Consider the following 24,846-nt stretch of genomic DNA (forward strand, 5'->3'; position numbering starts at 1 on the left):
GGCGGGCGGGCACGGCCGGACCCGTACCCGGCGAGGGGACCTCGGTCCCCGCCGGAGAGGTGCCGTGCCCGACCTGATCCTGGCTCACGCGTCGTCACCCTCGCGCATGGGCACCCGGACCCCGCGCTCCTGCGCAACGGACTCCGCGATGTCGTACCCGGCGTCCACGTGCCGGATGACACCCATGCCGGGGTCGTTGGTGAGGACACGGCGGATCTTCTCACCGGCCAGCTTCGTGCCGTCGGCCACCGTGACCTGGCCGGCGTGGATGGAGCGGCCCATGCCGACGCCGCCGCCGTGGTGGAGGGACACCCAGGAGGCACCGGAGGCCACGTTGACCATGGCGTTCAGCAGCGGCCAGTCGGCGATCGCGTCGGAGCCGTCGAGCATGGCCTCGGTCTCGCGGTACGGGGAGGCGACGGAGCCGCAGTCCAGGTGGTCGCGGCCGATGGCCAGCGGGGCCGCCAGCTCACCGGAGGCCACCATGTCGTTGAAGCGCTCGCCGGCCTTGTCGCGCTCGCCGTAGCCGAGCCAGCAGATACGGGCGGGCAGGCCCTGGAAGTGGACGCGCTCGCCGGCCATCTTGATCCAGCGGGCCAGGGACTCGTTCTCCGGGAAGAGGTCGAGCATCGCCTTGTCGGTCTTGGCGATGTCGGCGGGGTCGCCGGACAGGGCGGCCCAGCGGAACGGGCCCTTGCCCTCGCAGAACAGGGGACGGATGTAGGCGGGGACGAAGCCGGGGAAGGCGAACGCGCGGTCGTACCCGGCCAGCTGGGCCTCGCCGCGGATGGAGTTGCCGTAGTCGAAGACCTCGGCGCCGGCGTCCATGAAGCCGACCATGGCCTCGACGTGCTTGGCCATCGACTCGCGGGCGCGGGTGGTGAAACCGGCCGGGTCCTTGGCGGCGGCGTCGGCCATGTCCTCGAAGGCGACACCCACCGGCAGGTAGGCCAGCGGGTCGTGGGCGGAGGTCTGGTCGGTGACGATGTCGATCGGCGCGTTCATCGCGAGCAGCTGCGGGACCAGCTCGGCCGCGTTGCCGAGGACGCCGATGGAGAGCGGGCGGCGGGCGTCGCGAGCCTCGGTGGCCAGCTGGAGCGCGTGGTCGAGGTTGTCGGCCTTGACGTCCAGGTACCGGTGCTCGATGCGGCGGTCGATGGCGCGCGGGTCGCAGTCGATACAGAGGGCGACGCCGTCGTTCATGGTCACGGCGAGGGGCTGGGCGCCGCCCATGCCGCCGAGGCCGGCGGTGAGGGTGATGGTCCCGGCGAGGGTGCCGCCGAACTTCTTCGCGGCGACGGCGGCGAAGGTCTCGTAGGTGCCCTGGAGGATGCCCTGGGTGCCGATGTAGATCCAGGAGCCGGCGGTCATCTGGCCGTACATGGTCAGGCCGAGGGCCTCCAGACGGCGGAACTCCTCCCAGTTGGCCCAGTCGCCGACCAGGTTGGAGTTGGCGATGAGGACGCGCGGGGCCCACTCGTGGGTCTGCATCACGCCGACCGGGCGGCCGGACTGGACCAGCATGGTCTCGTCCTGCTTGAGGGTCTGCAGCGTGCGCACCATCGCGTCGAAGGAGCGCCAGTCACGGGCGGCCTTGCCGGTGCCGCCGTAGACGACGAGCTTGTCGGGGTGCTCGGCGACCTCGGGGTCGAGGTTGTTCTGCAGCATCCGCAGGGCGGCTTCCTGCTGCCATCCCAGGGTGCTCAGTTCCGTGCCGCGCGGTGCTCGTACGGGGCGGGGTCCCGACATCGTCTGCCTCCTCCTGTTGCTACCTCTATTCACATCCTGACTCCCTGAATAGAACTAGTCAATAGATGGGCGGTGCAGCGTCCGCGCGGCGCGGGTGTTTGGCTGGAACCACGTGAATATGCCGGAAGGCCGACAGGAGGAGACAGGTCGTGGACCAGGACACCGACAGCGAGGCCCGGGAGCGGGCCGCACGGCGGGACGAGGCGGTGCGCGGCGCGGTGGAGCAGGGACTGCTGGGGCCGGACGCCACCGTGGTGGGACTGCTGGACGTCAGCGGCATCAGGGAGTCGGCGGCGGCCCTGCGCGCGGCGTTCGACGCGGTCGCGGCGCCGGGGACACCGGTGCTGCACGCCTTCGCGGTGAAGGCGTGCCCGCTGGTGCCGGTGCTGCGGCTGCTGCACGAGGAGGGCATCGGCGCGGAGGTCGCGAGCCCGGGCGAGCTGGCACTGGCGCGGGCGGCGGGGCTGCCGCCGGACCGGACGGTGCTCGACTCGCCCGCCAAGACCCCGGCCGAGCTGCGCGAGGCGCTCGCGCTCGGCATCGCCGTCAACGCGGACAACCCGCAGGAGCTGAGCCGGCTCGACGAACTGCTCCGGTCGGCAGCCACCCGCTCCCCGCTCGGCATCCGGGTCAACCCGCAGATCGGCGGGGGCAGCATCGGGGCGACCTCGACGGCGACGGAGACCTCCAAGTTCGGGGTGGCCCTGCGCGACGAGGGTGCCCGGGAGTGGGTCGTACGGGCCTACGCCGACCGGCCGTGGCTGACCCGGCTGCACTCCCACACCGGGTCGCAGGGCATCCCGCTGTCGCTGATGGCGCGGGGCGTGGCGGAGACGTACGCGCTCGCCGAGGAGATCAACGCACGGATCGGGCGGCCGCAGATCGACACGCTCGACATCGGCGGCGGACTGCCGGTCGACTTCACGGCGGAGGCGACGTCACCGACGTACGCGCAGTACGCGCGTGCGCTGGCCGAAGAGGTACCCGGGCTGTTCGACGGGCGGTACGGGCTCGTGACCGAGTTCGGACGGTCGCTGCTGGCCAAGCACGGCACGGTGGTGGCTCAGGTGGAGTACACCAAGAGCTCCGGCGGGCGGCGGATCGCGGTGACGCACGCGGGCGTGCAGGTGGCCACACGGACCGTGTACGCACCGGAGGCATGGCCCCTGAGGATCGCCGCGTACGACGCCAAGGGGCGGCCGAAGGCGGCCCCCGGGGTGGTGCAGGACGTGGCGGGCCCGGCCTGCTTCTCGGGCGACCTGCTCGCCGAGGGGCGCACACTGCCCCTGCTGGAACAGGGCGACCATGCGGCAGCACTGGACACGGGGGCGTACTACTTCGCCCACCACTACGCCTACAACTCCCTCACCCGGCCCGGGATCTACGGCTTCACGCCGGACGGAGCGGGAGGCGTGACCTTCGCGACCGCGCGGGAGCCGCAGACCGTGGCGGAAGTGGTGGCCGAATCCGGAGGGGCGCACTTGGACGCGCTCACCACCCTGCACGCGCCCGGGAGCCGTTGACACGCCCCCGCTCCATCTCGAACAAATGGATCAACTGCCGTGAAACAGTCGTCAGTTGACCCACACTAGTACGCCGGACGCATGTTCCACTGGAAAATGCCAAAGGCCTCACCTCCCGCGCACACGTTGCGTAGTGTCCCTGTCACTCAACCGGAGTACAGCGGGGAGGGGAGCCGGCGTGCCCGGAATCGACGAGTGCCTACTGGAAGCGATGCGGCTGCCCGGTGCCCGGGGGGCCGCGCTGGTGGACTGGACGAGCGGACTGGCCCTCGGAACCGTCGGGGACGCCCCCGGCGGTGACCACGAGACCACCGCGGCCGAGGCCGCCGAGCTGGCCCGGCTGGCCGCCGAACACGGCGCCTTCGCGGCCGGGGAGGACGGGGACGGACGCCCGCCCGTCGAGGACGTGATCGTCAGCAACCGCGACAGCTATCACCTGCTGCGGTTCGTGGACACGTCCTTCGACAGCAGCGTCTTCCTGCACCTGTGGCTCGGCCGCGAGGAGGGCAACCTCGCCCTCGCCCGGATCCGGCTCGGCGAGATGGCCTCCCGGCTGGTGCTGGGATGACGATGGTCGGAACGCCTCCCCCGCTGCCGGTGCGGGACAAGCCCACGGCAGGGGACCGTACGGCGGGCGCGCTGTCGCCGATGCTCCGGCGGCTCGCCGAGGAGCAGGCCACCGGCGTCCTCGTCCGCGAGCACGGCACCCTGCACCTCGCCGAGGGCCGGGTGGTGCACGCCGAGAGCCCCCATGCCCCCGGTCTCGACGTGCTCCTCACGGCCCACGGCACCCTCGCCACGGCCGCCTGGCAGCGGGCGGCCGGGCAGGCCGGCGGACCGGCGGACGCGGCCCGGCTGCTGCTGGACGCCGGGCTGCTGCCCGAGGGCGCCCTGGAGCTGTGCCACCTGGACGCGCTCTACGACGCCGGGTACTTCGCCCTGTCGCCGAGCAGCGCTCCGGGCCGCTTCCGCTACGACAGCACGCCCCGCCTCGGCCCGCTGCCCTCGGTTCCGGTCATCGCGCTGGAACGCGAGACGCTGCGCCGCCGTCTGCTGCTGCACCGCCTCTGGCCGGACCCGGCGGCCGACACCGCCCCGCTGATCCGCGCCGACCCGGTCGCCGCGGCGCCGGTCACCCCCCGCCGGCGGGCGGTCCTGGACCGGGTGGACGGCGTCCGCGCGGCCCCGGAGATCGCCCGCAACCTGGGCAGACAGGCGTTCCACACGCTGGTGGACGTACGACGGCTGGCGGCGGCCGGACTCGTCCGGCCGGTGCCCACGGCCCCCGCCCCGCCGCCGGCCCGCACCGCTTCCCCGCTCACGGTCACCGACCCCGACATCGCGCTGCTGAAGAGGCTCAGGAATGCGCTGGAGGCGCTTTGAACGGCACCGCCCCGCCGAGAGGAGAGAGCTGATGGTGTCCGAACAGGACCTCGGCGCCGTCCAGGACGAGCTGCGCCGGCTGCGGACCCGCGTGCCGCAGCTCACCGGCGCCCTCGCGGCCGGCGTCGACGGTCTCGTCGTCGCCCACGACACCCCCGGCGTCGACCCGGAGGGCCTGGCGGCGCTCACCGCCGCCGCGCTCGGCGTGGCCGTACGGGTGGCCGACGCCACCGGGAACGGCGGCTTCCGGGAGCTGCTGGTGCGCGGCGAGCACGGCTACGTCGCCACCTACGCGGCCGGCCGCACCGCCGTCCTGACACTGCTCACCCAGGACCGGGTCAACGTCGGCCGGCTGCACCTGGAGGGCCGCCGGGCCGGCGCCCGCGTCGGGGAGCTGCTCGACGCCGCCGAGGCCGCCGCCCGGGCCGCACGCCCGGCCCCCACGACCACATCCGCACGTACCCGCACCACACGCGCGCCACGGGGCACGGCCACCGAAGCGCGCACCGCAACCGACAGTTGAGAGGACGATCATGGCCAACACCGAGACCGCACTGAAAGAGGCGCTGACCTCCATCGAGGGCGCCACCGGCGTCGCGCTCGTCGACTACACCAGCGGGATGGCCCTCGGCACCATCGGCGGCAGCAAGAGCTTCGACCTGAACGTGGCGGCCGCCGGCAACACGGACGTGATCCGCGCCAAGATGCGCACCATGGAACACCTGGGCCTCAAGGGCGAGATCGAGGACATCCTGATCACGCTGTCGGACCAGTACCACCTGATCCGCCTGCTCAAGGGGCGCGGCGGCAACGGTCTGTTCCTGTATCTGGTCCTGGACGCGAGCCGGGCCAACCTGGCGATGGCCCGGCACCAGCTCAAGAGGATCGAGCTGGAACTGGAGGTCTAGCCGGAGGTCCAGGAGGTCACACGAGTTCCGCGGTACGGCGGCGGGCCCCGCCCGGGGCCGCGTCGCCGGCCGCGATGCCCGTACCGCGCAGGCCCTTCACGGCCCTGCCCGCCGGGCTCCCGCCCCGCGCGTCGAGCCAGTCGACACGCACCCACAGCAGCGAGTCCCCGGCCCGCTCGCGCCGCCCGAGCCACACGGCCTTCAGCCGCAGCCCGGTACCGGCCCCGGCGAGCAGCATGCCCCCGGCCGCGGGCACCGCGAAGGAGCTGCCGAGCGCGACGGCGAAGGCGAGCAGCAGCCACCAGCGGTGCCCGCGGCGCCAGGTGCGGACGGTGACCGCCCGGTCCTGCAGCACGTCGTACTTGCCCGCGCGGGTGACCTCGCGGGCGAGGACGGCGTACCGCTTCCGCCGCGCCGCCGCCACGCCGGCCGCGGCGACGAGGAACAGCGCCGCCCCGGCGAGCACCCCGATCCGCCGTCCGGTCACCCCGGGCGCCGCCGCACCGATCCCGGCGGCGAACACCCCGCACCACCACAACGGTGCTGCCCCGGCCCGTACGACGACGGCCACCCGGGCCAGCCCCTGTCCTCCGCGCGCCACCTCGGCCTCCCGTGTCCTGTGTCCGCACAGCTCCTGTGCTTGCGCACGAAGCTAGTGGCAGAACGTGAGACGAGTCTGAGAGCGCGCCAGGTCACTCGACGAACAGTCCGCGGGCCGCCGCGTTCGCGTCGAACTCCTCCAACCGGGCCTGGGCGTCCGGGAGGTCGTCGCAGACCGCCTCCAGCAGCACCCGCCCGAGCAGCATGGGCGCGCACGCGGTGTCGAAGGCGAGCCCGGTGCCGACGGCGGCGGGCAGCAGCAGGTCGGAGTGCTTGGCGACGGGCGCGAACGCGGAGTCGGCGACCGTGACGACGGTCAGGCCCGCCTCCTTGGCATAGGCGAGGGTGTCGACGACCTCGCGCGGATGCCGGGGCAGGGCGAAGCACAGCAGGGCGGAGGCGCCCGCGCGGACGGCCGCGTCGATGCGGTCGTGGATCATCGTGCCGCCCTCGTTGAGCAGCCGTACGTCCGGGTGCACCTTGGCGGCGAAGTACGCGAAGCCGTAGGCCTGGGAGGCGGCGGCGCGCAGCCCGAGCACCGGCAGCGGGCGGGAGGCGGCGAGGATCTTGCCGGCCTTCTGCACCGGGCGGGGATCGGCGAGCAGCTCCGCGAGGTGCTTCAGGTTCTCGATCTCGGCCTCGACGGCCTGCTGGTACTCGTTGTACGAGCCAGCCTCCGCGGCCGGTTCGGCCGGGACGACCTCGCGCAGGTGCTTGCGCAGGGCGGGGTAGCCGTCGAAGCCGAGGGCGACCGCGAACCGGGTCACCGAGGGCTGGCTGACCCCGGCCAGCTCGGCCAGTTCCACACTGGACAGGAAGGGCACGTCGGCGGCCCGCCGCACCATGCTGTGCGCGATGCGGCGCTGGGTGGGCGTGAGCCGGTGCCCCTCGAAGAGCGCCTGCAGCCGGGTGGCCGGACTGTCCGTCGCGGCCGTACTCCTGTCCACGCTCATGACGTGCTCCCCCTCCAGATGTCCGTGAACCGGTCGAGCAGGTGGGCCGCGGCCGTCACGTCGTCCGTGAGCGGCCGGTCGGCCTGGTCGTCGTCGAGGACCGACTCGGCGAGCGCGAACGCCCGTCCGGCCTCGAGCCCCGGGTCGGGCCTCAGGTCGCGCTGGCGCAGCGCCCGGACGGCGGCGACGAGTTCGCAGCCGACCACCAGACGGTACGCACCGCACGCGCGCAGTGTCTGGCGCGCGGCGAGCGAGGCGAAACTCGCCTGTTCCTCGACGCCCCGGGAGAGTACAGCGTGCCCGAGCGACGCGGGGGCCGAGAAGGCCCGCAGATCGCCGAGGGCCGCACCGGCCGCGTACTCCAGGATCATCACGCCGGAGGAGGCCGGCTCGGGGTCGGCGAGGAAGGGCCGCAGCCGGGTGTAGGCGGGCTCGTTCAGCGTGGACAGGCGGGAAGTCGACAGACGGGCAACCTGCGTCACGGCGAGCCTGAAGTGGTCCAGGGCAAGGGCGAGTTGAGCCTGGTAGAAACCGCCGTGGTGGTAGGCGGCCAGGTCTTCGGGTGCGATGAGCGGGTTCTCGGCCGCCGCGTTGATCTCCACGGTCAGGACCTGTTCCAGGGCCTCGGCCGCATCGTGCGCGGGGCCGTGTATCTGAGGCAGGCAGCGGAAGCCGTAGGGGTCCTGGATCCGGCCCAGCGGCGGAGTCGGCCGGTCGGCGGCACCGATCAGCTCCCGCATCCGCCGGGCCACCTCGGCGCTGCCGCGGTGCGGGCGGGCGGCGTGCACGGGAGCGGCGTAGGCCTCGTGGGAGCCGTCGACGGCGAGCAGGGACAGCGCGGCGACGACCTGGGTGGCGCCGATCAGTCCGCGCAGTTCGTGCAGGGCGAGCGCGGACTGGCCGAGGGTGAGGGCGTTGCTGCTGATCAGGGCGAGGGCGTCGTTGTTGTCGAGGGCCTGCGGCTCGGGGGCGCCCGCGCCTCGCCAGGGGTGCTCCCCGGCCAGTGCGAGGCCCATCTGGGCCAGCGCCGCGATGTCACCGGTGCCGACGGAGCCGAACTCGTTGACGACCGGATACGCGCCCGTCTCCAGCGCCTCGCACAGGGCGGTGACCACGCCGGGCCGCAGCCCGGCGCCTCCGGCCAGCAGCTGGTTGGCCCGGACGGCGAGCATCGCGCGCACCTGCCGGGCGGGGAGTTCCTCGCCGATGGCGCCGGCATGGCTGCGCAGCAGGCGCAGGCCGTGTCCGGCGGCGGCTTCGGTGGGCACGTCCTCGTTCCGGTTCGCACCCACGCCGGTGGAACGGCCGTAGACGCGTCCGGTGGCGGCGATCTGGCGGGCGGCGTTCCAGGACTCCTCCACCCGCCGCATCGCGCCGGACTCGGGCACCGGGCACGCGGCTCCGTCGGCGAGGCGCACGACGTCCTCGACGCCGAGTCCGCTCCCGTCGAGGGCCACCGCCCCGGACCGCACGGACTCCGGCGCGTCCAAAATGCGAGACGACATAAAGCCCAAACTCCCCTCAACCCTGACATCGGGTCTTGCCCTGCGGTCATCGGTTACCTCGGATTAACGCCAGAGCATTGACAACCTATTCAGACACCAAGAACTCTGCATGACGTTATACAGCCGGGCAAGGGACATCTCATGATCCAGTTCGATGCGGTCCACAAGCGCTTCCCCAACGGCACCACAGCAGTCCACGACCTCAGCCTGGAGATGCCGGAAGGCGGCATCACGGTCCTGGTCGGATCCTCCGGTTGCGGCAAGACGACCACCCTGCGGATGATCAACCGGATGGTGGAACCGACCTCCGGCACCATCCGCGTCGGCGGCAAGGACGTGACCCGGCAGGACGCGGCGGAGCTGCGCCGCTCCATCGGCTACGTCATCCAGCAGGCCGGCCTCTTCCCGCACCGCACGGTGCTCGACAACATCGCCACCGTTCCGCTGCTGCTCGGCTGGAACCGCAGGAAGGCCCGGGCCCGCGCGGCCGAGCTGCTGGAGACCGTCGGTCTCGCCCCCGACGCCGGCAAGCGCTACCCGCACCAGCTCTCCGGCGGCCAGCAGCAGCGCGTGGGCGTGGCCCGCGCCCTGGCCGCCGACCCCCCGGTCCTGCTCATGGACGAGCCCTTCGGCGCGGTCGACCCGGTCGTGCGCAGCCAGCTCCAGGACGAACTGCTGCGCCTGCAGAAGGAGTTGAGCAAGACCATCGTCTTCGTCACCCACGACGTCGACGAGGCCGTCCGGCTCGGCGACCGCATCGCGATCTTCCGCACCGGCGGCCACCTGGTCCAGTGCGCCCCGCCCGCCGAACTCCTGGCCCGCCCCGCCGACGACTTCGTGGCCGGATTCCTCGGCGCCGAGCGCGGGCTGAAGCTGCTCTCGCTGAAGACCCTCGCCGAGGTCCCCAAGGGCCCGGCCCCCGAGGGCGGCTCCTGGACCCTCGTCCTCGACGCGGCGAAGAGGCCCCTGCACTGGGCCTCGGCGGACGCCGAACTCCCCGTACGACCGCTCAGGGACACCGACTCCCTGCTGTCGGCCCTCAACGAATCGATCGCCTCCCCCGCCGGCCTGATCGCCCGCGTCGACGCGGACGGCGTGTTCACCGGCGTCTCCTCGCGCGACGACATCCACGAGCACGCGGGCCGGGCCCACACGGAAGCGAGCGTGGCGGCATGACCATCGACTGGTCCTGGACGGCCGACCACACCGACGAACTCACCACCCTCACGGTCTCCCATCTCCAGGCCGCCCTGACCGCCGTCCTCCTCGGCCTGCTGATCTCGCTCCCGCTGGCCGTCGTCGCCCACCGGATCCGCCCCCTGCGCGGCTTCCTGCTCGGCATGTCGAACATCCTGTTCACGATCCCGTCGATCGCGATCTTCGTCCTGCTCCTGCCGGTGAGCGGCCTGACCCGCACCACCACCGTGATCGGCCTGACGGTCTACACCCTGGTCGTCCTGCTGCGGAACACGGTCGAGGGCCTCGACTCGGTCCCGGTGAAGGTCAAGGAGGCATCGAAGGCGATGGGCACACGCCCGCTGCGCACCCTCCTCACCGTGGAGCTGCCGCTCGCCCTGCCCGTGATCATGGCGGGCGTCCGCATCGCCACGGTCATGTCGATCTCCCTCGTGTCCGTCGCGACGTACATCGGCGACGGCGGCCTCGGTCAGCTCTTCACCGACGGCTTCCAGCGCAACTTCCCGACCCCGGTGATCGTCGGAGTGGTCCTCACCCTCCTCCTCGCCGTCGTCGCGGACGCGCTGCTGGTGGCCCTCCAGTACGTCCTCACCCCGTGGAAGAGGCGGCGAGCCTGATGTACGAACTCTTCGAGGACCTCGGCAAGTGGCTGGTCAGCGGCTCCCAGTGGACCGGCCCCGATGGCATCGGGCACCGGCTCGCCGAGCACCTCCAGTACTCCCTGCTGGCCACCCTCATCGCGGCCGCCATCGGCCTCCCGCTGGGCCTGCTGATCGGCCACACCGGCAAGGGCGCCTTCCTCGCGATCAACCTCGCGTCCTTCGGCCGCGCGCTGCCGACCGTCGGTCTGGTGGTCCTGGTCTTCCTGGCCGGCGGCCTGTCGATGCTGCCGGTGTACGTCGCCCTGGTCGCGCTCGCGGTCCCGGCGATCGTCACCAACACCTACGCGGGCATGACGGCCGTCGACCCGGAGGTGAAGGACGCGGCGCGCGGCCAGGGCATGCGGGGCCACCAGGTCCTCCTCCAGGTCGAACTGCCGCTCGCGCTCCCCCTGATCATGACCGGCCTGCGCCTGGCCCTGATCCAGGTCGTCGCCACGGCGACCGTCGCCGCGTACGTCTCCTTCGGCGGCCTGGGCCGCTACGTCTTCGACGGACTGGCCCAGCGCGACCTCGTGCAGGTGCTCGGCGGCGCGGTACTGGTCGCCGTGGTCGCCGTCGTCCTGGACGTGGGCCTCGCCGGCCTGCAGCGCTTCCTCTTCCGCCACCGCACTGCCTAAGGATCCCCCGATGAATCGTCGTACCGTCCTCGGCGGCCTGTTCGCGGTCGCCTCCGTCCCCGCCCTCTCCGCGTGCGCCGGCGGCATCACGTCCCTCGACAGCCAGGGCACCGGCGGTGGCGGGGGCGGCTCCAGCAAGGGCGGAGTCACCATCGGCACCGCCAACTTCACGGAGAACCAGGTCCTCGGGTACCTCTACGCCGCCGCCCTGAAGGCGGCCGGCGTGAAGGTGACCGTCCGCCCCAATCTCGGCACCCGCGAGATCGTCATCCCGGCCCTGAAGGCCGGCGACATCGACCTCCTCCCGGAGTACCAGGGCGCTCTCCTCAACTACCTCGACCCCAAGGCCACCCCGACGGAGTCGGGCGCGATGCAGAACGCCCTCACCCTCGCCCTGCCGGCCGGCCTCCAGGTCCTGCCGTACGGCATGGCGGAGGACTCCGACGCCTTCGCCGTCACCCGCGAGACCGCCCGGAGGTACGGCCTGGCCTCCCTCGCCGACCTGCGGAAGCAGAACGGCAAGCTCGTCATCGGGGCCGCCCCCGAGGTGAAGAAGCGTCAGGTCGGCGCGGTCGGGCTGAAGGAGGTCTACGGCGTGGAGTTCAAGGAGTTCAAGTCGCTGGACTCCGACGGCCCGCTGGTCAAGGGCGCCCTGAAGAAGGGCGATGTGGACGTCGCGAACCTCTTCACCACCGACACCGACATCAAGGCCAACGACTGGGTGGTGCTCGCCGACCCCGAGCATCTGATCCCCAGCCAGCACATCGTCCCCCTCATCGCCGACCGCAAGGCCGACGACACGGTCCGCAAGGCCCTCGCCCGGCTCGGCAACGTCCTGACCACCGCCCAGCTGACCGAGCTGAACCGCCAGGTGGACAAGGACAAGAAGGACCCGGAGGACGTGGCGGACACATACGCGAAGCAGCACGGGCTGGCGAAGTGACGGTCCTTCCGCGGCCGCCCATCAAGGAGCGGTATCGCCGTGGCGATGATCTGACGACGAATGAGCCAAGTGTCGTTAAACCGCAACCCAGGGTGACCACGTGGGTGCTTACGGTGAACAAGCCTACTGGCACCACACCTGAGGAAGCGTCATGGCCTCCAACCGCAGGGCCTTCCTGACGGCCACCGCCGTCACCGCGCTGTCCGCCGCCTCGGCGGCGGCCGCACCCGGTCCTCGTGCCCACCCCCCACACACCGCACACACCGCGCACGCCGCCCTCGACGAACTCCTCGCGGGCAACCGGCGCTACGCGGCCGGCCGCCCCGGCCACCCGCACGACACCCCCGGCCGGCGCCGTCTGCTGGCCGCCGCACAGCACCCGTTCGCGGTGATCGTCGGCTGCATCGACTCCCGGGTGCCGCCCGAGCTGGTCTTCGACCAGGGACTCGGCGACCTGCTGTGCATAAGGACGGCCGGCCAGGTGCTGGACGAGGCCGTCCTCGGGTCCGTCCAGTACGGCGTGCAGGAGCTGGGCGTCGCGCTCGTGCTGGTCCTCGGACACGAGCGCTGCGGCGCCGTCGCCGCCACGCTGGAGCATCTGCGCTCCGGCGCGCCGGTACCGGGCCACCTGGAGCTGCTGGTGGAGGAGATCGCCCCCGCCGCCCGCCGCACCCGGGGCCTGTCCGGCGACTGGGCCGAGCACACCATGCGTGCCCACACCGCCTGGGTCCGGGACGCGATCCGCGCCGACCCGGCCTTCACCCCGGCCCATGTCGCGGCCGCCCGCTCCGACCTCGACTCCGGGCTCGTGTCCCTGCTGCCCTGAGCCGCCCGAACCCCCTCCCGAAGAAGCACCGTGAACCTGTCACGAGCCCTGTCCGTCCTGCGGTGGCCGCACGGTGGCCGGCTCCGGTGCGAACAGGGGGGTTGTCCCCAGTGCGGCGGGCGTGACGGCTCCCTAGGGTGGAGAGCATGAGCGCACTGGACTCGCGGGACGTCGACCTCAAGAAGGACCTGGACGCCACCGTGCGGGCACGCAGGGAACTGGGCGAGGAGTACGACTCCGCGCTCGTCGAATCCTTCCTGGAGAAGGTCGATCAGCGGATCGACGACGTGGTGGACCGCCGGGTGCGGCGGCACCTGGCCGAGCAGCGGATGGCGGACGCGCGCGGCGCCCGGCGGCCGAAGGGGTCCGACACCTGGGCCGAACGCTTCGGCTTCGCCATCGTGTCGCTGGTCCTGGCGATCCCGCTGTCCGCGATCGGCGGCGCCCTGGCCGGGATGTCCGGGATGGTGACCACCTGGGTCGGCATCGTCGGCGTCAACGCGGCCCAGGCCATGCGCCTCAACCCGGAGCTGGTCACCGGACGCCGCTCGGGCCGCTCCGCCGAGGACGACCGGGAGGACTGAGCGGACCGGTCCCCGCGCGGGAGCAGGAGCGCGGACGGCGGACCGCCGTGCGCGGGCGGGCGGCCGGGAATCGGGCGCAGCGCCCGCGGGAAGACTTGCGCGGGGACCGCCGCACCCCCGTTGCCGGGGGGCGGGACGACGGCGGTCCCCGCGAAGGACGCGGGCCGGGTCAGGGCCGGGCTTGCGCGTCCTGGGCGTCCATGGAGGTCCGGGAGCCGCTCCGGAGGTCCTTGGCGCCGTTCGGTGCCGGCCGGGGCGGGGAGCCGCTCCCGCCCTGCCGACACCCACCAATGTGCCGGAGCCGTGTTAAGCCGGTGCTGCGCGCACGTGACACGCTCGTACCACTTGCGAGACGACTCGGTCGGCCGAGGACACCGTAAGTTCGCCGCCGCCAGGGGCAGTTCACCTCGGGTTTGCTACTTGTTCCCGCCCTTGGCCAGGAAGGCCAGCAGGTCCTGCCGGCTGACCACGCCGGTCGGCTTGCCCTCGACCAGGACGATGGCCGCGTCCGCCGAACCCAGCACCTGCATCAGGTCGCCGACCGCCTCGCCGGAGCCGACCTGCGGCAGCGGGGCGCACATGTGCTTCTCCAGCGGGTCGTCGAGCGATGCCCGCTTGTTGAACAGGGCGTCGAGCAGCTCCCGTTCGACGACCGACCCGACGACCTCGGCGGCCATCACGTCCGGGTGACCGGCGCCCGGCTTGACGACCGGCATCTGCGAGACGCCGTACTCGCGCAGCACCTCGATGGCCTCACCGACCGTCTCCTCGGGGTGCATGTGGACGAGGGACGGGATGGAGCCGCCCACCTTGTCGTTGAGGACGTCGGCGACGCGGGCGCTGGGGCCCTCGTCCTCCAGGAAGCCGTAGTCGGCCATCCACTCGTCGTTGAAGATCTTGCTGAGGTAACCGCGGCCGCTGTCGGGCAGGAGGACGACGACGACGTCGTCCGGGCCGAGCCGCTCGGCGACCCGCAGCGCGGCCACGACGGCCATCCCGCAGGAGCCGCCCACCAGCAGGCCCTCCTCCTTCGCCAGCCGGCGGGTCATCTGGAAGGAGTCCTTGTCCGAGACCGGGACGATCTCGTCGGCGACGGTCCGGTCGTAGGCGGTGGGCCAGAAGTCCTCACCGACGCCCTCGACCAGGTACGGCCGCCCGGAGCCGCCGGAGTAGACGGATCCCTCGGGGTCGGCGCCGACGACCTTGACCTTGCCGTCGCTCGCGTCCTTCAGATAGCGGCCGGTGCCGGAGATGGTGCCGCCGGTGCCCACGCCCGCCACGAAGTGGGTGATCTTCCCCTCGGTCTGCTCCCACAGCTCGGGGCCGGTCGAGTGATAGTGCGAGAGCGGGTTGTTGGGGTTGGAGTACTGGTCGGGCTTCCAGGCGCCGGGGGTCTCGCGGACGAGCCGGTCGGAGACGTTGTAGTAGGAGTCCGGGTGCTCCGGGTCGACCGCCGTCGGGCAGACGACGACCTCGGCACCGTAGGCCCGCAGCACGTTGATCTTGTCGGTGCTCACCTTGTCGGGGCACACGAAGATGCACTTGTAGCCCTTCTGCTGGGCCACGATGGCGAGGCCGACACCGGTGTTCCCACTGGTCGGCTCGACGATCGTGCCGCCCGGCTTCAGCTCCCCGCTCTCCTCGGCGGCCTCGATCATGCGCAGGGCGATGCGGTCCTTCACGGAACCGCCCGGGTTGAAGTACTCCACCTTGGCCAGGACGGTGGCCTGGATGCCCTTGGTCACGTTGTTGAGCCTCAGCAGCGGGGTGTTGCCGACGAGGCTGATCATCGAGTCGTGGAATCGCACCGTTGTCTCCGGTTGCTTTCAAAAAACAGTGGTCGTAGTGGTTCCGCCAGCCTAAGGCCCCTGGGTGACGTGGGGCGGGCGTTCACTCCCCGTTGAGATTGACGAACGGGCTGTACGGGGCAAGGAGTGGATGTACGGCTACGAGGAGGTGGCGGCGACGCATGACGAGCATGTCGAGGGCGAGAGTGGCCCGGCGCATCGCGGCCGGAGCGGCGTACGGCGGTGGCGGGGCCGGGCTGGTCGGGGCGGCCGCCGTCGGCCTGCTGCTTGCGGAGATGCGGCTGGCCCGGCGCCATGTGGGCAACGGCAGCGGCGGCCGGGTACCGGCAGCCGACGGTGTGTACGGACAGGGGTACGACGTCCCGGGTGAACCTCCCCTCAGGCTGAGGCTGCTCGGCGACTCCACGGCGGCCGGGCAGGGGGTGCACCGGGCCGGGCAGACACCGGGGGCGCTGCTGGCCTCGGGGCTCGCGGCGGTGGCGGAACGCCCGGTGGAGCTGCGGAACGTGGCGTTGCCGGGGGCGCAGTCGGACGATCTGGACCGGCAGGTGGCGCTGGTGCTCTCGTCCCCGTACCCGCTTCCCGACATCTGCGTGATCATGATCGGTGCGAACGACGTGACGCACCGGATGCCGCCGACGCGTTCGGTACGGCACCTCGCGGCAGCGGTACGACGGCTGCGCACGGCCGGCGCGGAGGTGGTCGTCGGCACCTGTCCCGACCTCGGCACCATCGAGCCGGTGCAGCAGCCGCTGCGGTGGCTGGCCCGCCGGGCCTCGCGGCAGCTTGCGGCCGCGCAGACGATCGGGGCGGTGGAGCAGGGCGGGCGGACGGTGTCGCTGGGCGACCTGCTCGGGCCCGAGTTCGAGGCGAATCCGCGGGAGTTGTTCGGGCCGGACAACTACCACCCCTCCGCGGAGGGGTACGCCACGGCGGCGATGGCGGTCCTGCCCACCGTGTGTGCGGCGCTGGGCCTGTGGCCGGCCGAGGAGGAGCGGCCCGACGTGTCCCGTCGCGAGGGCTTCCTGCCGGTCGCCCGGGCCGCGGCGGAGGCCGCGTCGGAGGCGGGCACCGAGGTCACGGCGGCGATGCCGACCGGACCCCGGGGTCCGTGGGCGTTGCTGAAGCGCCGCCGCCGGCGCCGGGTGCCGGAGGCCGAGCCGGCGAGCCCGTCGGTGTGACCCCCCGGGGGGCCGTCTCCCGGGGCTGGAATCAACGCAGCCAAGCAAGCGCTTAGTAAATTGCGGTCAGTGTCACACCACGACACCAGTGACCTGGACCATACGGCCGGGTAACTTCCCAAGCGGCCCTGCCAACCTCGTACGCCCACTGGAGCCGTGATGCCCGAAGCCGTCATCGTCTCGACCGCCCGCTCCCCCATCGGCCGCGCCGGCAAGGGTTCCCTCAAGGACCTGCGCCCCGACGACCTGACCGCGACCATCATCCAGGCGGCGCTCGCCAAGATCCCCGAGCTGGACCCCAAGGACATCGACGACCTGATGCTCGGCTGCGGTCTCCCCGGCGGCGAGCAGGGCCACAACCTCGGCCGGATCGTCGCCGTGCAGATGGGCATGGACCACCTGCCGGGCTGCACGGTCACCCGGTACTGCTCCTCCTCGCTCCAGACCTCCCGCATGGCCCTGCACGCCATCAAGGCCGGCGAGGGCGACGTCTTCATCTCGGCCGGTGTCGAGACGGTCTCCCGCTTCGTCAAGGGCAGCTCCGACGGCCTGCCGGACACGCACAACCCCTTCTTCGCCGAGGCCGAGGCGCGCACCGTGGCCGTCGCCCAGCAGGAGGGCACCACGTGGCACGACCCGCGTGAGGACGGCCTGGTCCCCGACGCGTACATCGCGATGGGCCAGACCGCCGAGAACCTCGCCCGCTCGAAGGGCGTGACCCGCCAGGACATGGACGAGTTCGGCGTCCGTTCACAGAACCTCGCCGAAGAGGCCATCAAGAACGGCTTCTGGGAGCGCGAGATCACCCCGGTGACCCTCCCCGACGGCACGGTCGTCAGCAAGGACGACGGCCCGCGCGCCGGCGTCACGCTGGAGGGTGTCCAGGGCCTCAAGCCGGTCTTCCGCCCGGACGGGCTGGTCACCGCCGCCAACTGCTGCCCGCTCAACGACGGCGCCGCCGCCCTCGTCATCATGAGCGACACCAAGGCACGCGAGCTGGGCCTGACCCCGCTCGCCCGCATCGTGTCGACCGGCGTCTCCGGCCTCTCCCCGGAGATCATGGGCCTCGGCCCGGTGGAGGCCAGCAAGCAGGCCCTGCGCCGCGCCGGCCTGACCATCGGCGACATCGACCTGGTCGAGATCAACGAGGCCTTCGCCGCCCAGGTGATCCCCTCCTACCGCGACCTCGGCATCGACCTGGACAGGCTGAACGTCAACGGCGGCGCCATCGCCGTCGGCCACCCGTTCGGCATGACCGGTGCCCGCATCACCGGCACGCTCATCAACTCCCTGCAGTGGCACGACAAGCAGTTCGGCCTGGAGACGATGTGCGTCGGCGGCGGCCAGGGCATGGCGATGGTCATCGAGCGCCTGAGCTGATCAACTCTCGGTGTCCGAACGGGCACCGAAGGTCAGGGAACGGCCCGGAACCCGGAAAACACCCGGGTTCTGGGCCTGTTTGTGATCCAATCTCCCCCAGGATGTGACCTATCTCCCTAGCCGGGGGTATCACTGCAGGTCAGCGCAGGTCGATGCGATGACGGACGAAACCGCGGAACCAAAGTCCTGTCCGTTTCGTGACCTTACGCACTGACAACTGCTTAGTCCGCCCTTCAAGCTGATGTAGGAAGTCGGGGGTCGACTTTGAACCTGGGAGTACGTCAGTGAGCGCCATGCCCATCGCCCTGCTGCTCACCACGGCCGCCACGGGCGCCGTGGGCGTCGCCGTCCTGCGCACCGTCCTGAAACTGCGCCGTCAGCTCACGGAGCTGCAGGCCCAGCTCACCGCGGACCGGGCGGCCGCTCTGGGCGCCCTGCTGCCGGCCGCCCGCAGCGCCGCCGACGCCGACGAGATACGCGCGGCCGTGGCCGAGGCGCTCGCCGAGGAGCGGGAGCGGGAGCTGGCCGAGGCCCGCGCCTTCTGGGCCGCCCAGGAAGCCCGGGACGCCTCCGACACCCCCTCCCTGCTGGGTCTCGCCGACGGCGACCTGTTCCTGCCCCGGCAGACCGACTTCGCGGGCCTCGAACCGCTGGAGCCGGTCTCCGAGCCGACCACCGAGGCCGACGAGTTCGCCGGGGACTCCCCCGAACTGGCCGCGGCCCGCCGCCGCCACCCCTCGCACCCCGACTTCGTCCCGGTGCAGTCGCCGGCCGTGAACGACCACGAGCGCACGGTGACCACGCTGGAACAGCTGGCCGCCGAGCAGGTCGAACTCTCCGACGTCCGCCCCGGCCCCCTCGGCACCCTCGACGTCTACGTCTTCACCGACGGCACCACCCTGTGCATGACGCCCGGCCACCGCGAGACGGCCGAACATCTCGCAGCGGCCCTCCGCGACGGCCAGACCCCGTACCTGCTGGGCGGCTCGGGCATCTCCGGCGCCTACACCCTGACCTTCGCCTGCGGCGAGGACACGGTCTACATCCTGGCCGACCGGGTCATAGCGTCTCTCTGACGTCACACCCCCGCCCTCTTGCGCGCCTCCTCCACCAGACCCACCGCCTCGGCGACCTCGTCGGCACTCCGCAACACCACCGCCAAGTCATGTCCGGCGACGGTGATTTGGTCGGCCGCCGCGAACATGCCCGCGTCCGGCATCTCCCGAGGCTCCGCTTCCGGTTCCTCCAGCAGCTGGGCCCGCCGGGAGAGTTCCCTGGCCACAGCCAGGGCCTCCGCGGCGGCCCCCCGTTGCAGCCTGCTCTGCGGAGCGGCCCGCAGCTGGTCGGCGAAGTGATCCACTGCTCGGGTCAAGGGCGTCGTATCAACCACGCGCCGAGCGTAACGCGCCGCACTGTTGCCAATACGCGAACGCTCAGGCACGGTGACGTGAAGGACCGGCTTACATCCCCTTTGCGTTCGGAGGCGCCGATGTCCCAACTCTTCTCCGAGGAGACCCACCGCAATCTGCTCGCCCGCATCCCCCACTGCACCGGTCGTGAAGTATCCGACTGGCTGCGCACCGTTGAAGAAGGCCCCGCCCTGTTCCGCTTCGAGGAGAAGGTCAGCTGGCTCCGGCACGAGTACGACCTCGCGTACGGCCACGCCAAGGCGATTGTCCATGAGTACGACCTGAGGAGGGCGGCCCGGAAGCTGCTCTGAGACGCCGAAAGGGCCCCGGGTCGAACCCGGGGCCCTTCCCACGACCGGCGTGTCGGCTAGTCGTTGCTGCTGAAGATCGCCACCAGCCGCAGCATCTCCACGTAGATCCACACCAGGGTCATGGTGAGACCGAACGCGGCGAGCCAGGACTCACTGCGCGGGGCTCCGTAGGCGATGCCGTCCTCGATCTGCTTGAAGTCCAGCGTCAGGAAGAACGCACCGAGCACGATGGCGATGATGCCGACGATCGCACCGAGCGGACCGAAGCTGCGCAGGCCGCCGTTCTCGGCGACGCCGAACGCGACCAGCAGCAGGTTGACCACCATGACGAGCACGAAGGCGATGGCGATGGCCATGCCGATGCGGGCGTAGCGGGCGGTGACGCGGATCCAGCCGGCCTTGTAGATGAGCAGGGTCGCCGCCGAGACCGCCATGGTCCCGAGCACCGCCTGGAAGGGGGCACCGCTCCAGCGGCTGTTGTACATCTCGCTGATGACGCCGAGGAAGACGCCCTCGAAGGCGGCGTAGCCCAGGATGAGCGCGGGCGACGCGGTGCGCTTGAAGCTCTGCACCAGGGCCAGGACCATCGCGATGATCGCGGCGCCGACGGCGAGGTGGTAGCTCGTCGTCGAGACGGGCAGCAGCGCCCAGGCGAGGACGGCGCCGACGGCGACCGTGCCGAGCGTGAGGGCCGAGCGCATGACGACGTCGTCCATCGTCATCCGGTCGGTGGTGGCCGGGGCCTGCGGCGGGGCGCCTTGCTGCACGCCCTGCTGCGCATAGGGGTTCTGCGCGTACGGGTTCTGCCCGTAGGGGTTGCCCTGTGCGTACCCGGCCTGCGGTGCGGTGTTGAAGCCGGCGTAGCCGTTGTCGCGGCTGAACCCCCGTCGCGAGAAGACCGGGTTACTGCTCCTCATTTCACTCCTCCATGGCCACCCTGCGTGGCCTTGGCTCAAGAGTAATGGATTGGCAAAGGATCGACCGTAATACCTGGGGAGGATCTTTCCCCCGCCGTGCTCGGCAACACGCTACGCGCAGGGCTCATTCCCGGCCACGGGCGGGGCGGTCCAGGGGGAAGCCGGTGTAGGCCTCGGCCAGGTCGGTCTCGGCCGCGCGGGAGGAGGCGATGCGTTCCAGCCGGGCCAACTGGAGGCGGCCGTCGAACACGGTGGCGTCCGGGGCGCGGTGCAGCAGGGTCGTCATGTCGTAGGAGAACCGCTCGGCCTGCCAGACACGGTGCAGGCAGGTGGCGGAGTAGGTGTCGAGGAGGTCCGGGGAGCCGGTCTCCCGCTCGTGGACGAGCGCCCGTACGAAGGTCACGACGTCACCGACGGCCAGGTTCAGTCCCTTGGCGCCCGTGGGCGGCACGATGTGGGCGGCGTCGCCGGCGAGGAAGAGCCGGCCGTGGCGCATCGGCTCGTGCACGAAGGACCGCATGGGCGTGACGGACTTCTGGGTGATCGGGCCGCGGTCCAGCGTCCAGGCGTCGTCGGTCTCCAGGCGCCGTTCCAGTTCGGCCCACATCTCCTCGTCGCCCCATTCCCCGGCCTCGGTCCCGGCGGGCACCTGGAGGTAGAGGCGGGAGACGGACGGGGACCGCATGGACAGGAGGGCGAAGCCGCGGTCGTGGCGGGCGTAGACGAGTTCGTCGTGCGAGGGGGCGACGTCGGCGAGGACGCCGAGCCAGGCGTAGGGGTACGACCGCTCGAACACCCGGGAGGCGGCGGCCGGGAAGGCCTTCCGGGACACACCCCAGAATCCGTCGCACCCGACCACGTACTCGCACTCCAGCACGTCCTCGCGCCCCTGATACCGGAAGGGCACCCGCGGCCGGCCGCCCTCGGCCCCCTCGACGGCGAGCGCCTCCGCCTCGAACAGCAGCGGGCCGCCCTCCTCCAACTGGAGGGCGATGAGGTCCTTGCAGACCTCCGTCTGGGCGTACACCGTCACCGACCGACCGCCGGTCAGCCCAGGGAAGTCCACGCGGTGCCGCTGCCCGGCGAACCGCAGCTCGATCCCGTCGTGCCGCAGCCCCTCCCGGTCCATGCGCCGCCCGGCACCGGCCGCGCGCAGCACGTCCACCGTGCCCTGCTCCAGGATCCCGGCCCGCTGCCGGTGCTCGACGTAGGCGCGGTCACGGCTCTCCAGGACGACGGAGTCGATGCCGGCCGCATGCAGCAGCCGCGCGAGGAGGAGTCCGGCGGGGCCGGCTCCGATGATGCCGACAGTGGTGCGCATCGGTCGTGTCCTTCCGAGTGAGCGCCGTTCGCTGTTCGCCAGGTGAAGTTTCCTTCACCATCTGGAACGCGAGTCTCCGGCCGCGAACGTCTGCTGTCAACGGTCGCGCGGCGGACGTCAGCGGCGACCCGGGCCCGCGGCCGGACGCGGAGAACCGCACCGAAAGAGCCGCACCCACTCGCCTACTCGGACCAGGGCTGGAAGCCGGTGTCGAGGACGGCTTCCAGGGACGCGCGCAGCCGAGCCGCCTCCTCGGCGCCGAAGCTCTCCTCGAACTCGGCCTGCACGGCCCTCCACAGCGGGAGAGCCTCCTTCAGCCGGGCGGCGCCGTCCGGCGTGATGGCGGCGATCCGTGCGCGCCGGTCGGCCGCCGACGTCTCGACGGTCACCAGACCCTCGCGCGCGAGCGGCTTGAGGTTCGAGGCCATCGTCGTACGGTCCATGGCGATCATGTCGGCGAGCGTGGTGATCGTCGTCTCTCCGTGCGCGCTGAGCCTCTGCAGGATGCTGAACTGCGTGGCACGGAGACCGACCGGGGCCAGGGCCTTGTCGTAGGTCGCACCGAGATAGCGGGCCGCCTTGCGCAGCGCCAGGTTGTTGCACAGACCTGCGATGTTCGTCGGCGTAGGGGGCATGGTCTCCTCCGGAAATTCCCCTACACGATATGAGCTTATGCTCCTAATCGCACCTGCGGGCGGTCCCGGGCGGCCGTCCCGCCGGGGATGGCCGGAGGGCGCCGCAGATCAGCGGTCGTGGTCGCGGTCGCGGTGTGGACTTTTCCGCTCGACTCCTCTTCGGCCGAGACCCCCCGCTCCACGGGGCGGGCTTGCCGCCCCACAGATAGGAGCATATGCTCCTAATTACCGGTGCCGCCCACCCTCGGCATGCCCCCGCACGGCATCCAGCCGCACCGCACGCCTCCTCCCCCCAATCCAGAAAGCCCCGTCATGGAAACCCCGGTCCGATCCGCTCCCGAGCCTGGCCAGACACCCTCCGCAGCCACCGAGCGCTCCCCCGGGCCGGGCCGGGCCGCCCGCCGCCGGCCGCCCGTGCGGACCTGGCTCCAGCCGGCCCTGATCGCCCTGATCGTCGCGGCGGCCTTCGTCAGCTGCTACGTCGGCCTGCAGCGCAGCCCCCAACCGCACCAGATACCCATCGCCGTCGCCGCGCCCCACCTTCCGGACGAGATCCGCCAGGCGCTCGGCGACAGCGTGGAGGTCCACCCCGCCGCCGACGCCGCGACCGCACGCCAGGCGGTGGAGCACCATGACGCCGTCGCCGCGCTCAGCGCCGACGGCCCGGACCGGCTGCGCCTTCAGATCGCGGGAGCCGACGGCACGTCGACCACCTCGGCGGTCAAGACCCTCGTCGGTGCCTACGCGCGCGGCGCGGGCGAGCACGTCACCGTCGACGACGTCGTCCCCCTGACCCGCTTCGACACCCGGGGTCTGGCCGGCTTCTACATGGCCTTCGGGGTGACACTGGCCGGCTTCGTGCTCGGCTCGAACGCCCTCGGCCTGGCCGGTCACCTGCGCCTGCGGCACCGGTTCTGGCTGCTCGGCGGCGCCTCCGTGGCCATCGGCACGGTCGCCGCGGTCATCGCCGGACCCCTTCTGGGGGCGGTACCGGCCCCCCTCGTTTCGCTGATCTTCACGCTCGGCCTGCTGGCGGGTGCGGCCGCCTTCACCACCAAGCTGCTCGGCACCTACCTCGGTCCGGTCGGGATCCCGGTCGCCACGCTCGTGCTCCTCACCGTCGGCAATGCCACCAGCGGCGCCACCATCGGCGCGGATCTGCTGCCCGCCGGGGCCCGCGCCGTCTCGGCGCTGCTGCCACCGGGCGCGGCCGTCCGCGCCATCACCGGCCTGAGCTACTTCGACGGCGCGCACACCACAGGCCCCCCTGATCACGCTCGCGCTGTGGGCCGTCGTCGCCGCACTCCTGGTCGGCCTGCGGCACCGCCTGACGCAGCGTCGCGCCGCCGCGAGCTGACCCGGAGTCCCGGCCACCGCCCGCCGATGGGCGGAACCCCGCCGGCCTCCATAAGTTGGGAAGCGGCCGCCGCACACCACGGCACAGGTCGATCCACCCCCTCACGCGGGTGCGATCACCCCACACCCCCGACTCGGCCGTCCAGAAGGAGATCGAACGATGGTTTCCAGCAACCCCGTTCTCATCGCCAACGCCGGTGACGTCGGCCGCACCGCGCTGGAGCAACTGCGCGCGCAGGACGTGCCCGTGCGCGTGATGGTGCGCCGCGACGACGAGCGTGCCGCTGAGCTGCGGGCGCTCGGCGCGGACGTCGTCCTCGGCGATCTGACCCGGCCCGAGACCGTCGCGGCCGCCCTGAAGGGTGTCCGGAGCATGTACTTCGCGATGCCCGTCTCACCGGACCATCTGCTGGCGGCCACCGTGGTGGCCAGCGTGGCCCGGGAGCACGGGGAACTGGACGGCCTGGTCGGCATGTCCCAGATGACCGTCTCGCAGATGACCGCCACCAGTACCGCGGAGTCGCACCAGCAACGGCTGCACTGGCTGGCCGAGCAGGTGCTGAACTGGTCGGGACTGCCGGTGGTGCACATCCGGCCGACGTCGTTCCTGGACAATCCGCTGTTCACCACGGTGGCCGCACGGTCGATCCGGGCGAACGGCACGATCGCGCTGCCGTTCGGCACCGGGCGCACTTCACCGATCGCCGCGGAGGACGTCGCCCGGGTGGTCGCCACCGTGCTCCGCGACCCGGCACCGCACGTCGGGAAGGCCTACGAGCTGACCGGGCCCCGTACCCTCGACATGACGGAGATGGCCGGGGAGTTCTCGCGGGCACTGGGGCGTCCGGTGACCTACGTGGACGTGCCGCTGGACCGGTGGCGAAACGAGGTGCTCGCGAAGGTGGGTCTGCCGCCGCACACCGAACAGCACATCGCCACGATGGCCCGGCTGCACCGCGAGAACCGCTACGACCGGGCGTCCGACGACGTCGAACGGATCACGGGTGTGCCCGCCCAGTCGGTCGAGGTGTTCGTGGCCGCTCGCAAGGACCTCTACCTGGGCTGAGCCCGAGAGTGA

Annotated in this window: 26 protein-coding genes; 17 read left to right on the plus strand and 9 right to left on the minus strand. The window is 71.9% G+C overall.

Annotated features, from left to right (window positions below):
* Positions 1–84 precede the first annotated feature (84 nt).
* Positions 85–1,749 (minus strand): urocanate hydratase, encoded by a 1,665-nt coding sequence (gene hutU, locus ACIRU3_RS33180; RefSeq protein WP_404064273.1) that lies wholly within the window; start codon positions 1,747–1,749, stop codon positions 85–87.
* A 149-nt stretch (positions 1,750–1,898) separates the two neighbouring features.
* Here hutU and ACIRU3_RS33185 point away from each other — a divergent pair, with 149 nt between their 5' ends.
* The 5 genes from ACIRU3_RS33185 (at position 1,899) to ACIRU3_RS33205 (ending at position 5,563) form a co-directional block, all read left to right on the plus strand.
* Positions 1,899–3,272, plus strand: a complete 1,374-nt coding sequence (locus tag ACIRU3_RS33185; RefSeq protein WP_404064276.1) for a diaminopimelate decarboxylase — start codon at positions 1,899–1,901, stop codon at positions 3,270–3,272.
* A gap of 178 nt (positions 3,273–3,450) precedes the next feature.
* Positions 3,451–3,840 (plus strand): hypothetical protein, encoded by a 390-nt coding sequence (locus ACIRU3_RS33190; RefSeq protein ID WP_404064278.1) that lies wholly within the window; start codon positions 3,451–3,453, stop codon positions 3,838–3,840.
* Positions 3,837–4,655 (plus strand): transcriptional regulator, encoded by an 819-nt coding sequence (locus tag ACIRU3_RS33195; RefSeq protein WP_404064281.1) that lies wholly within the window; start codon positions 3,837–3,839, stop codon positions 4,653–4,655. Before ACIRU3_RS33190 ends, ACIRU3_RS33195 begins: the two co-directional genes overlap by 4 nt.
* Before the next feature lie 31 nt (positions 4,656–4,686).
* Positions 4,687–5,178 carry a roadblock/LC7 domain-containing protein gene (locus ACIRU3_RS33200; protein ID WP_404064283.1) on the plus strand — a complete coding sequence of 164 codons (492 nt, stop codon included), beginning with the start codon at positions 4,687–4,689 and terminating at the stop codon, positions 5,176–5,178.
* A 10-nt stretch (positions 5,179–5,188) separates the two neighbouring features.
* The gene (locus ACIRU3_RS33205; protein WP_404064286.1) at positions 5,189–5,563 is read left to right on the plus strand and encodes a hypothetical protein; all 375 of its coding nucleotides are present in this window, start codon (positions 5,189–5,191) and stop codon (positions 5,561–5,563) included.
* A 16-nt stretch (positions 5,564–5,579) separates the two neighbouring features.
* Here ACIRU3_RS33205 and ACIRU3_RS33210 read toward each other — a convergent pair whose 3' ends face one another.
* The 3 genes from ACIRU3_RS33210 to ACIRU3_RS33220 all read right to left on the minus strand — a co-directional run bounded on the left by ACIRU3_RS33210 (position 5,580) and on the right by ACIRU3_RS33220 (position 8,621).
* The gene (locus tag ACIRU3_RS33210) at positions 5,580–6,164 is read right to left on the minus strand and encodes a hypothetical protein (RefSeq protein ID WP_404064288.1); all 585 of its coding nucleotides are present in this window, start codon (positions 6,162–6,164) and stop codon (positions 5,580–5,582) included.
* A 91-nt stretch (positions 6,165–6,255) separates the two neighbouring features.
* A complete protein-coding gene (locus ACIRU3_RS33215) occupies positions 6,256–7,116 on the minus strand; it encodes a MurR/RpiR family transcriptional regulator (protein WP_404064291.1) in 861 nt (286 codons plus the stop codon).
* The gene (locus ACIRU3_RS33220) at positions 7,113–8,621 is read right to left on the minus strand and encodes an aromatic amino acid ammonia-lyase (RefSeq protein WP_404064294.1); all 1,509 of its coding nucleotides are present in this window, start codon (positions 8,619–8,621) and stop codon (positions 7,113–7,115) included. Before ACIRU3_RS33220 ends, ACIRU3_RS33215 begins: the two co-directional genes overlap by 4 nt.
* 141 nt (positions 8,622–8,762) lie before the next feature.
* On the opposite strand from ACIRU3_RS33220, the gene ACIRU3_RS33225 reads away from it, so the two are divergent.
* The 6 genes from ACIRU3_RS33225 to ACIRU3_RS33250 all read left to right on the plus strand — a co-directional run bounded on the left by ACIRU3_RS33225 (position 8,763) and on the right by ACIRU3_RS33250 (position 13,450).
* On the plus strand, positions 8,763–9,797 hold the full coding sequence (locus tag ACIRU3_RS33225) for an ABC transporter ATP-binding protein (RefSeq protein WP_404064297.1): 1,035 nt from the start codon (positions 8,763–8,765) through the stop codon (positions 9,795–9,797).
* Positions 9,794–10,435 carry an ABC transporter permease gene (locus ACIRU3_RS33230; protein ID WP_404064300.1) on the plus strand — a complete coding sequence of 214 codons (642 nt, stop codon included), beginning with the start codon at positions 9,794–9,796 and terminating at the stop codon, positions 10,433–10,435. The genes ACIRU3_RS33225 and ACIRU3_RS33230 overlap by 4 nt, the downstream gene beginning before the upstream one ends.
* Positions 10,435–11,097 carry an ABC transporter permease gene (locus ACIRU3_RS33235; RefSeq protein WP_404064414.1) on the plus strand — a complete coding sequence of 221 codons (663 nt, stop codon included), beginning with the start codon at positions 10,435–10,437 and terminating at the stop codon, positions 11,095–11,097. The genes ACIRU3_RS33230 and ACIRU3_RS33235 overlap by 1 nt, the downstream gene beginning before the upstream one ends.
* A gap of 10 nt (positions 11,098–11,107) precedes the next feature.
* Positions 11,108–12,040, plus strand: a complete 933-nt coding sequence (locus tag ACIRU3_RS33240; protein WP_404064303.1) for an ABC transporter substrate-binding protein — start codon at positions 11,108–11,110, stop codon at positions 12,038–12,040.
* Between the two features lie 151 nt (positions 12,041–12,191).
* A complete protein-coding gene (locus tag ACIRU3_RS33245) occupies positions 12,192–12,866 on the plus strand; it encodes a carbonic anhydrase (RefSeq protein ID WP_404064306.1) in 675 nt (224 codons plus the stop codon).
* A gap of 146 nt (positions 12,867–13,012) precedes the next feature.
* A complete protein-coding gene (locus ACIRU3_RS33250; RefSeq protein WP_404064309.1) occupies positions 13,013–13,450 on the plus strand; it encodes a hypothetical protein in 438 nt (145 codons plus the stop codon).
* 416 nt (positions 13,451–13,866) lie between these two features.
* Here the strand turns inward: ACIRU3_RS33250 and ACIRU3_RS33255 are convergent, their stop codons facing one another.
* Positions 13,867–15,258 carry a cystathionine beta-synthase gene (locus ACIRU3_RS33255; RefSeq protein ID WP_404064311.1) on the minus strand — a complete coding sequence of 464 codons (1,392 nt, stop codon included), beginning with the start codon at positions 15,256–15,258 and terminating at the stop codon, positions 13,867–13,869.
* 161 nt (positions 15,259–15,419) lie between these two features.
* Here ACIRU3_RS33255 and ACIRU3_RS33260 point away from each other — a divergent pair, with 161 nt between their 5' ends.
* The 3 genes from ACIRU3_RS33260 to ACIRU3_RS33270 all read left to right on the plus strand — a co-directional run bounded on the left by ACIRU3_RS33260 (position 15,420) and on the right by ACIRU3_RS33270 (position 18,895).
* Positions 15,420–16,439: an SGNH/GDSL hydrolase family protein gene (locus ACIRU3_RS33260; protein ID WP_404064314.1), complete on the plus strand. Its 1,020-nt coding sequence runs from the start codon at positions 15,420–15,422 to the stop codon at positions 16,437–16,439.
* 159 nt (positions 16,440–16,598) lie between these two features.
* A complete protein-coding gene (locus ACIRU3_RS33265) occupies positions 16,599–17,819 on the plus strand; it encodes an acetyl-CoA C-acetyltransferase (protein ID WP_404064317.1) in 1,221 nt (406 codons plus the stop codon).
* 293 nt (positions 17,820–18,112) lie between these two features.
* Positions 18,113–18,895: a hypothetical protein gene (locus tag ACIRU3_RS33270; protein WP_404064417.1), complete on the plus strand. Its 783-nt coding sequence runs from the start codon at positions 18,113–18,115 to the stop codon at positions 18,893–18,895.
* Positions 18,896–18,897: 2 nt separating this feature from the next.
* Here ACIRU3_RS33270 and ACIRU3_RS33275 read toward each other — a convergent pair whose 3' ends face one another.
* Positions 18,898–19,209 carry a hypothetical protein gene (locus ACIRU3_RS33275; RefSeq protein ID WP_404064320.1) on the minus strand — a complete coding sequence of 104 codons (312 nt, stop codon included), beginning with the start codon at positions 19,207–19,209 and terminating at the stop codon, positions 18,898–18,900.
* A 99-nt stretch (positions 19,210–19,308) separates the two neighbouring features.
* On the opposite strand from ACIRU3_RS33275, the gene ACIRU3_RS33280 reads away from it, so the two are divergent.
* Positions 19,309–19,539 carry a DUF4287 domain-containing protein gene (locus ACIRU3_RS33280; protein WP_020940491.1) on the plus strand — a complete coding sequence of 77 codons (231 nt, stop codon included), beginning with the start codon at positions 19,309–19,311 and terminating at the stop codon, positions 19,537–19,539.
* A gap of 56 nt (positions 19,540–19,595) precedes the next feature.
* On the opposite strand, the gene ACIRU3_RS33285 is transcribed toward ACIRU3_RS33280, so the two are convergent.
* The 3 genes from ACIRU3_RS33285 to ACIRU3_RS33295 form a co-directional block, all read right to left on the minus strand.
* Positions 19,596–20,456, minus strand: a complete 861-nt coding sequence (locus ACIRU3_RS33285) for a Bax inhibitor-1/YccA family protein (RefSeq protein WP_404064323.1) — start codon at positions 20,454–20,456, stop codon at positions 19,596–19,598.
* A gap of 124 nt (positions 20,457–20,580) precedes the next feature.
* Positions 20,581–21,777: a 4-hydroxybenzoate 3-monooxygenase gene (locus tag ACIRU3_RS33290; protein ID WP_404064326.1), complete on the minus strand. Its 1,197-nt coding sequence runs from the start codon at positions 21,775–21,777 to the stop codon at positions 20,581–20,583.
* Positions 21,778–21,959: 182 nt separating this feature from the next.
* Positions 21,960–22,412 carry a MarR family winged helix-turn-helix transcriptional regulator gene (locus tag ACIRU3_RS33295; protein ID WP_404064328.1) on the minus strand — a complete coding sequence of 151 codons (453 nt, stop codon included), beginning with the start codon at positions 22,410–22,412 and terminating at the stop codon, positions 21,960–21,962.
* Between the two features lie 312 nt (positions 22,413–22,724).
* Between ACIRU3_RS33295 and ACIRU3_RS33300 the strand changes: the two genes are divergently transcribed.
* The gene (locus tag ACIRU3_RS33300) at positions 22,725–23,969 is read left to right on the plus strand and encodes a hypothetical protein (protein ID WP_404064330.1); all 1,245 of its coding nucleotides are present in this window, start codon (positions 22,725–22,727) and stop codon (positions 23,967–23,969) included.
* Positions 23,929–24,834 carry an NmrA family NAD(P)-binding protein gene (locus ACIRU3_RS33305; protein WP_404064332.1) on the plus strand — a complete coding sequence of 302 codons (906 nt, stop codon included), beginning with the start codon at positions 23,929–23,931 and terminating at the stop codon, positions 24,832–24,834. Before ACIRU3_RS33300 ends, ACIRU3_RS33305 begins: the two co-directional genes overlap by 41 nt.
* Positions 24,835–24,846: the final 12 nt, after the last annotated feature.

Source organism: Streptomyces sp. NPDC101151, from assembly GCF_044768335.1.
GTDB lineage: Bacteria > Actinomycetota > Actinomycetes > Streptomycetales > Streptomycetaceae > Streptomyces.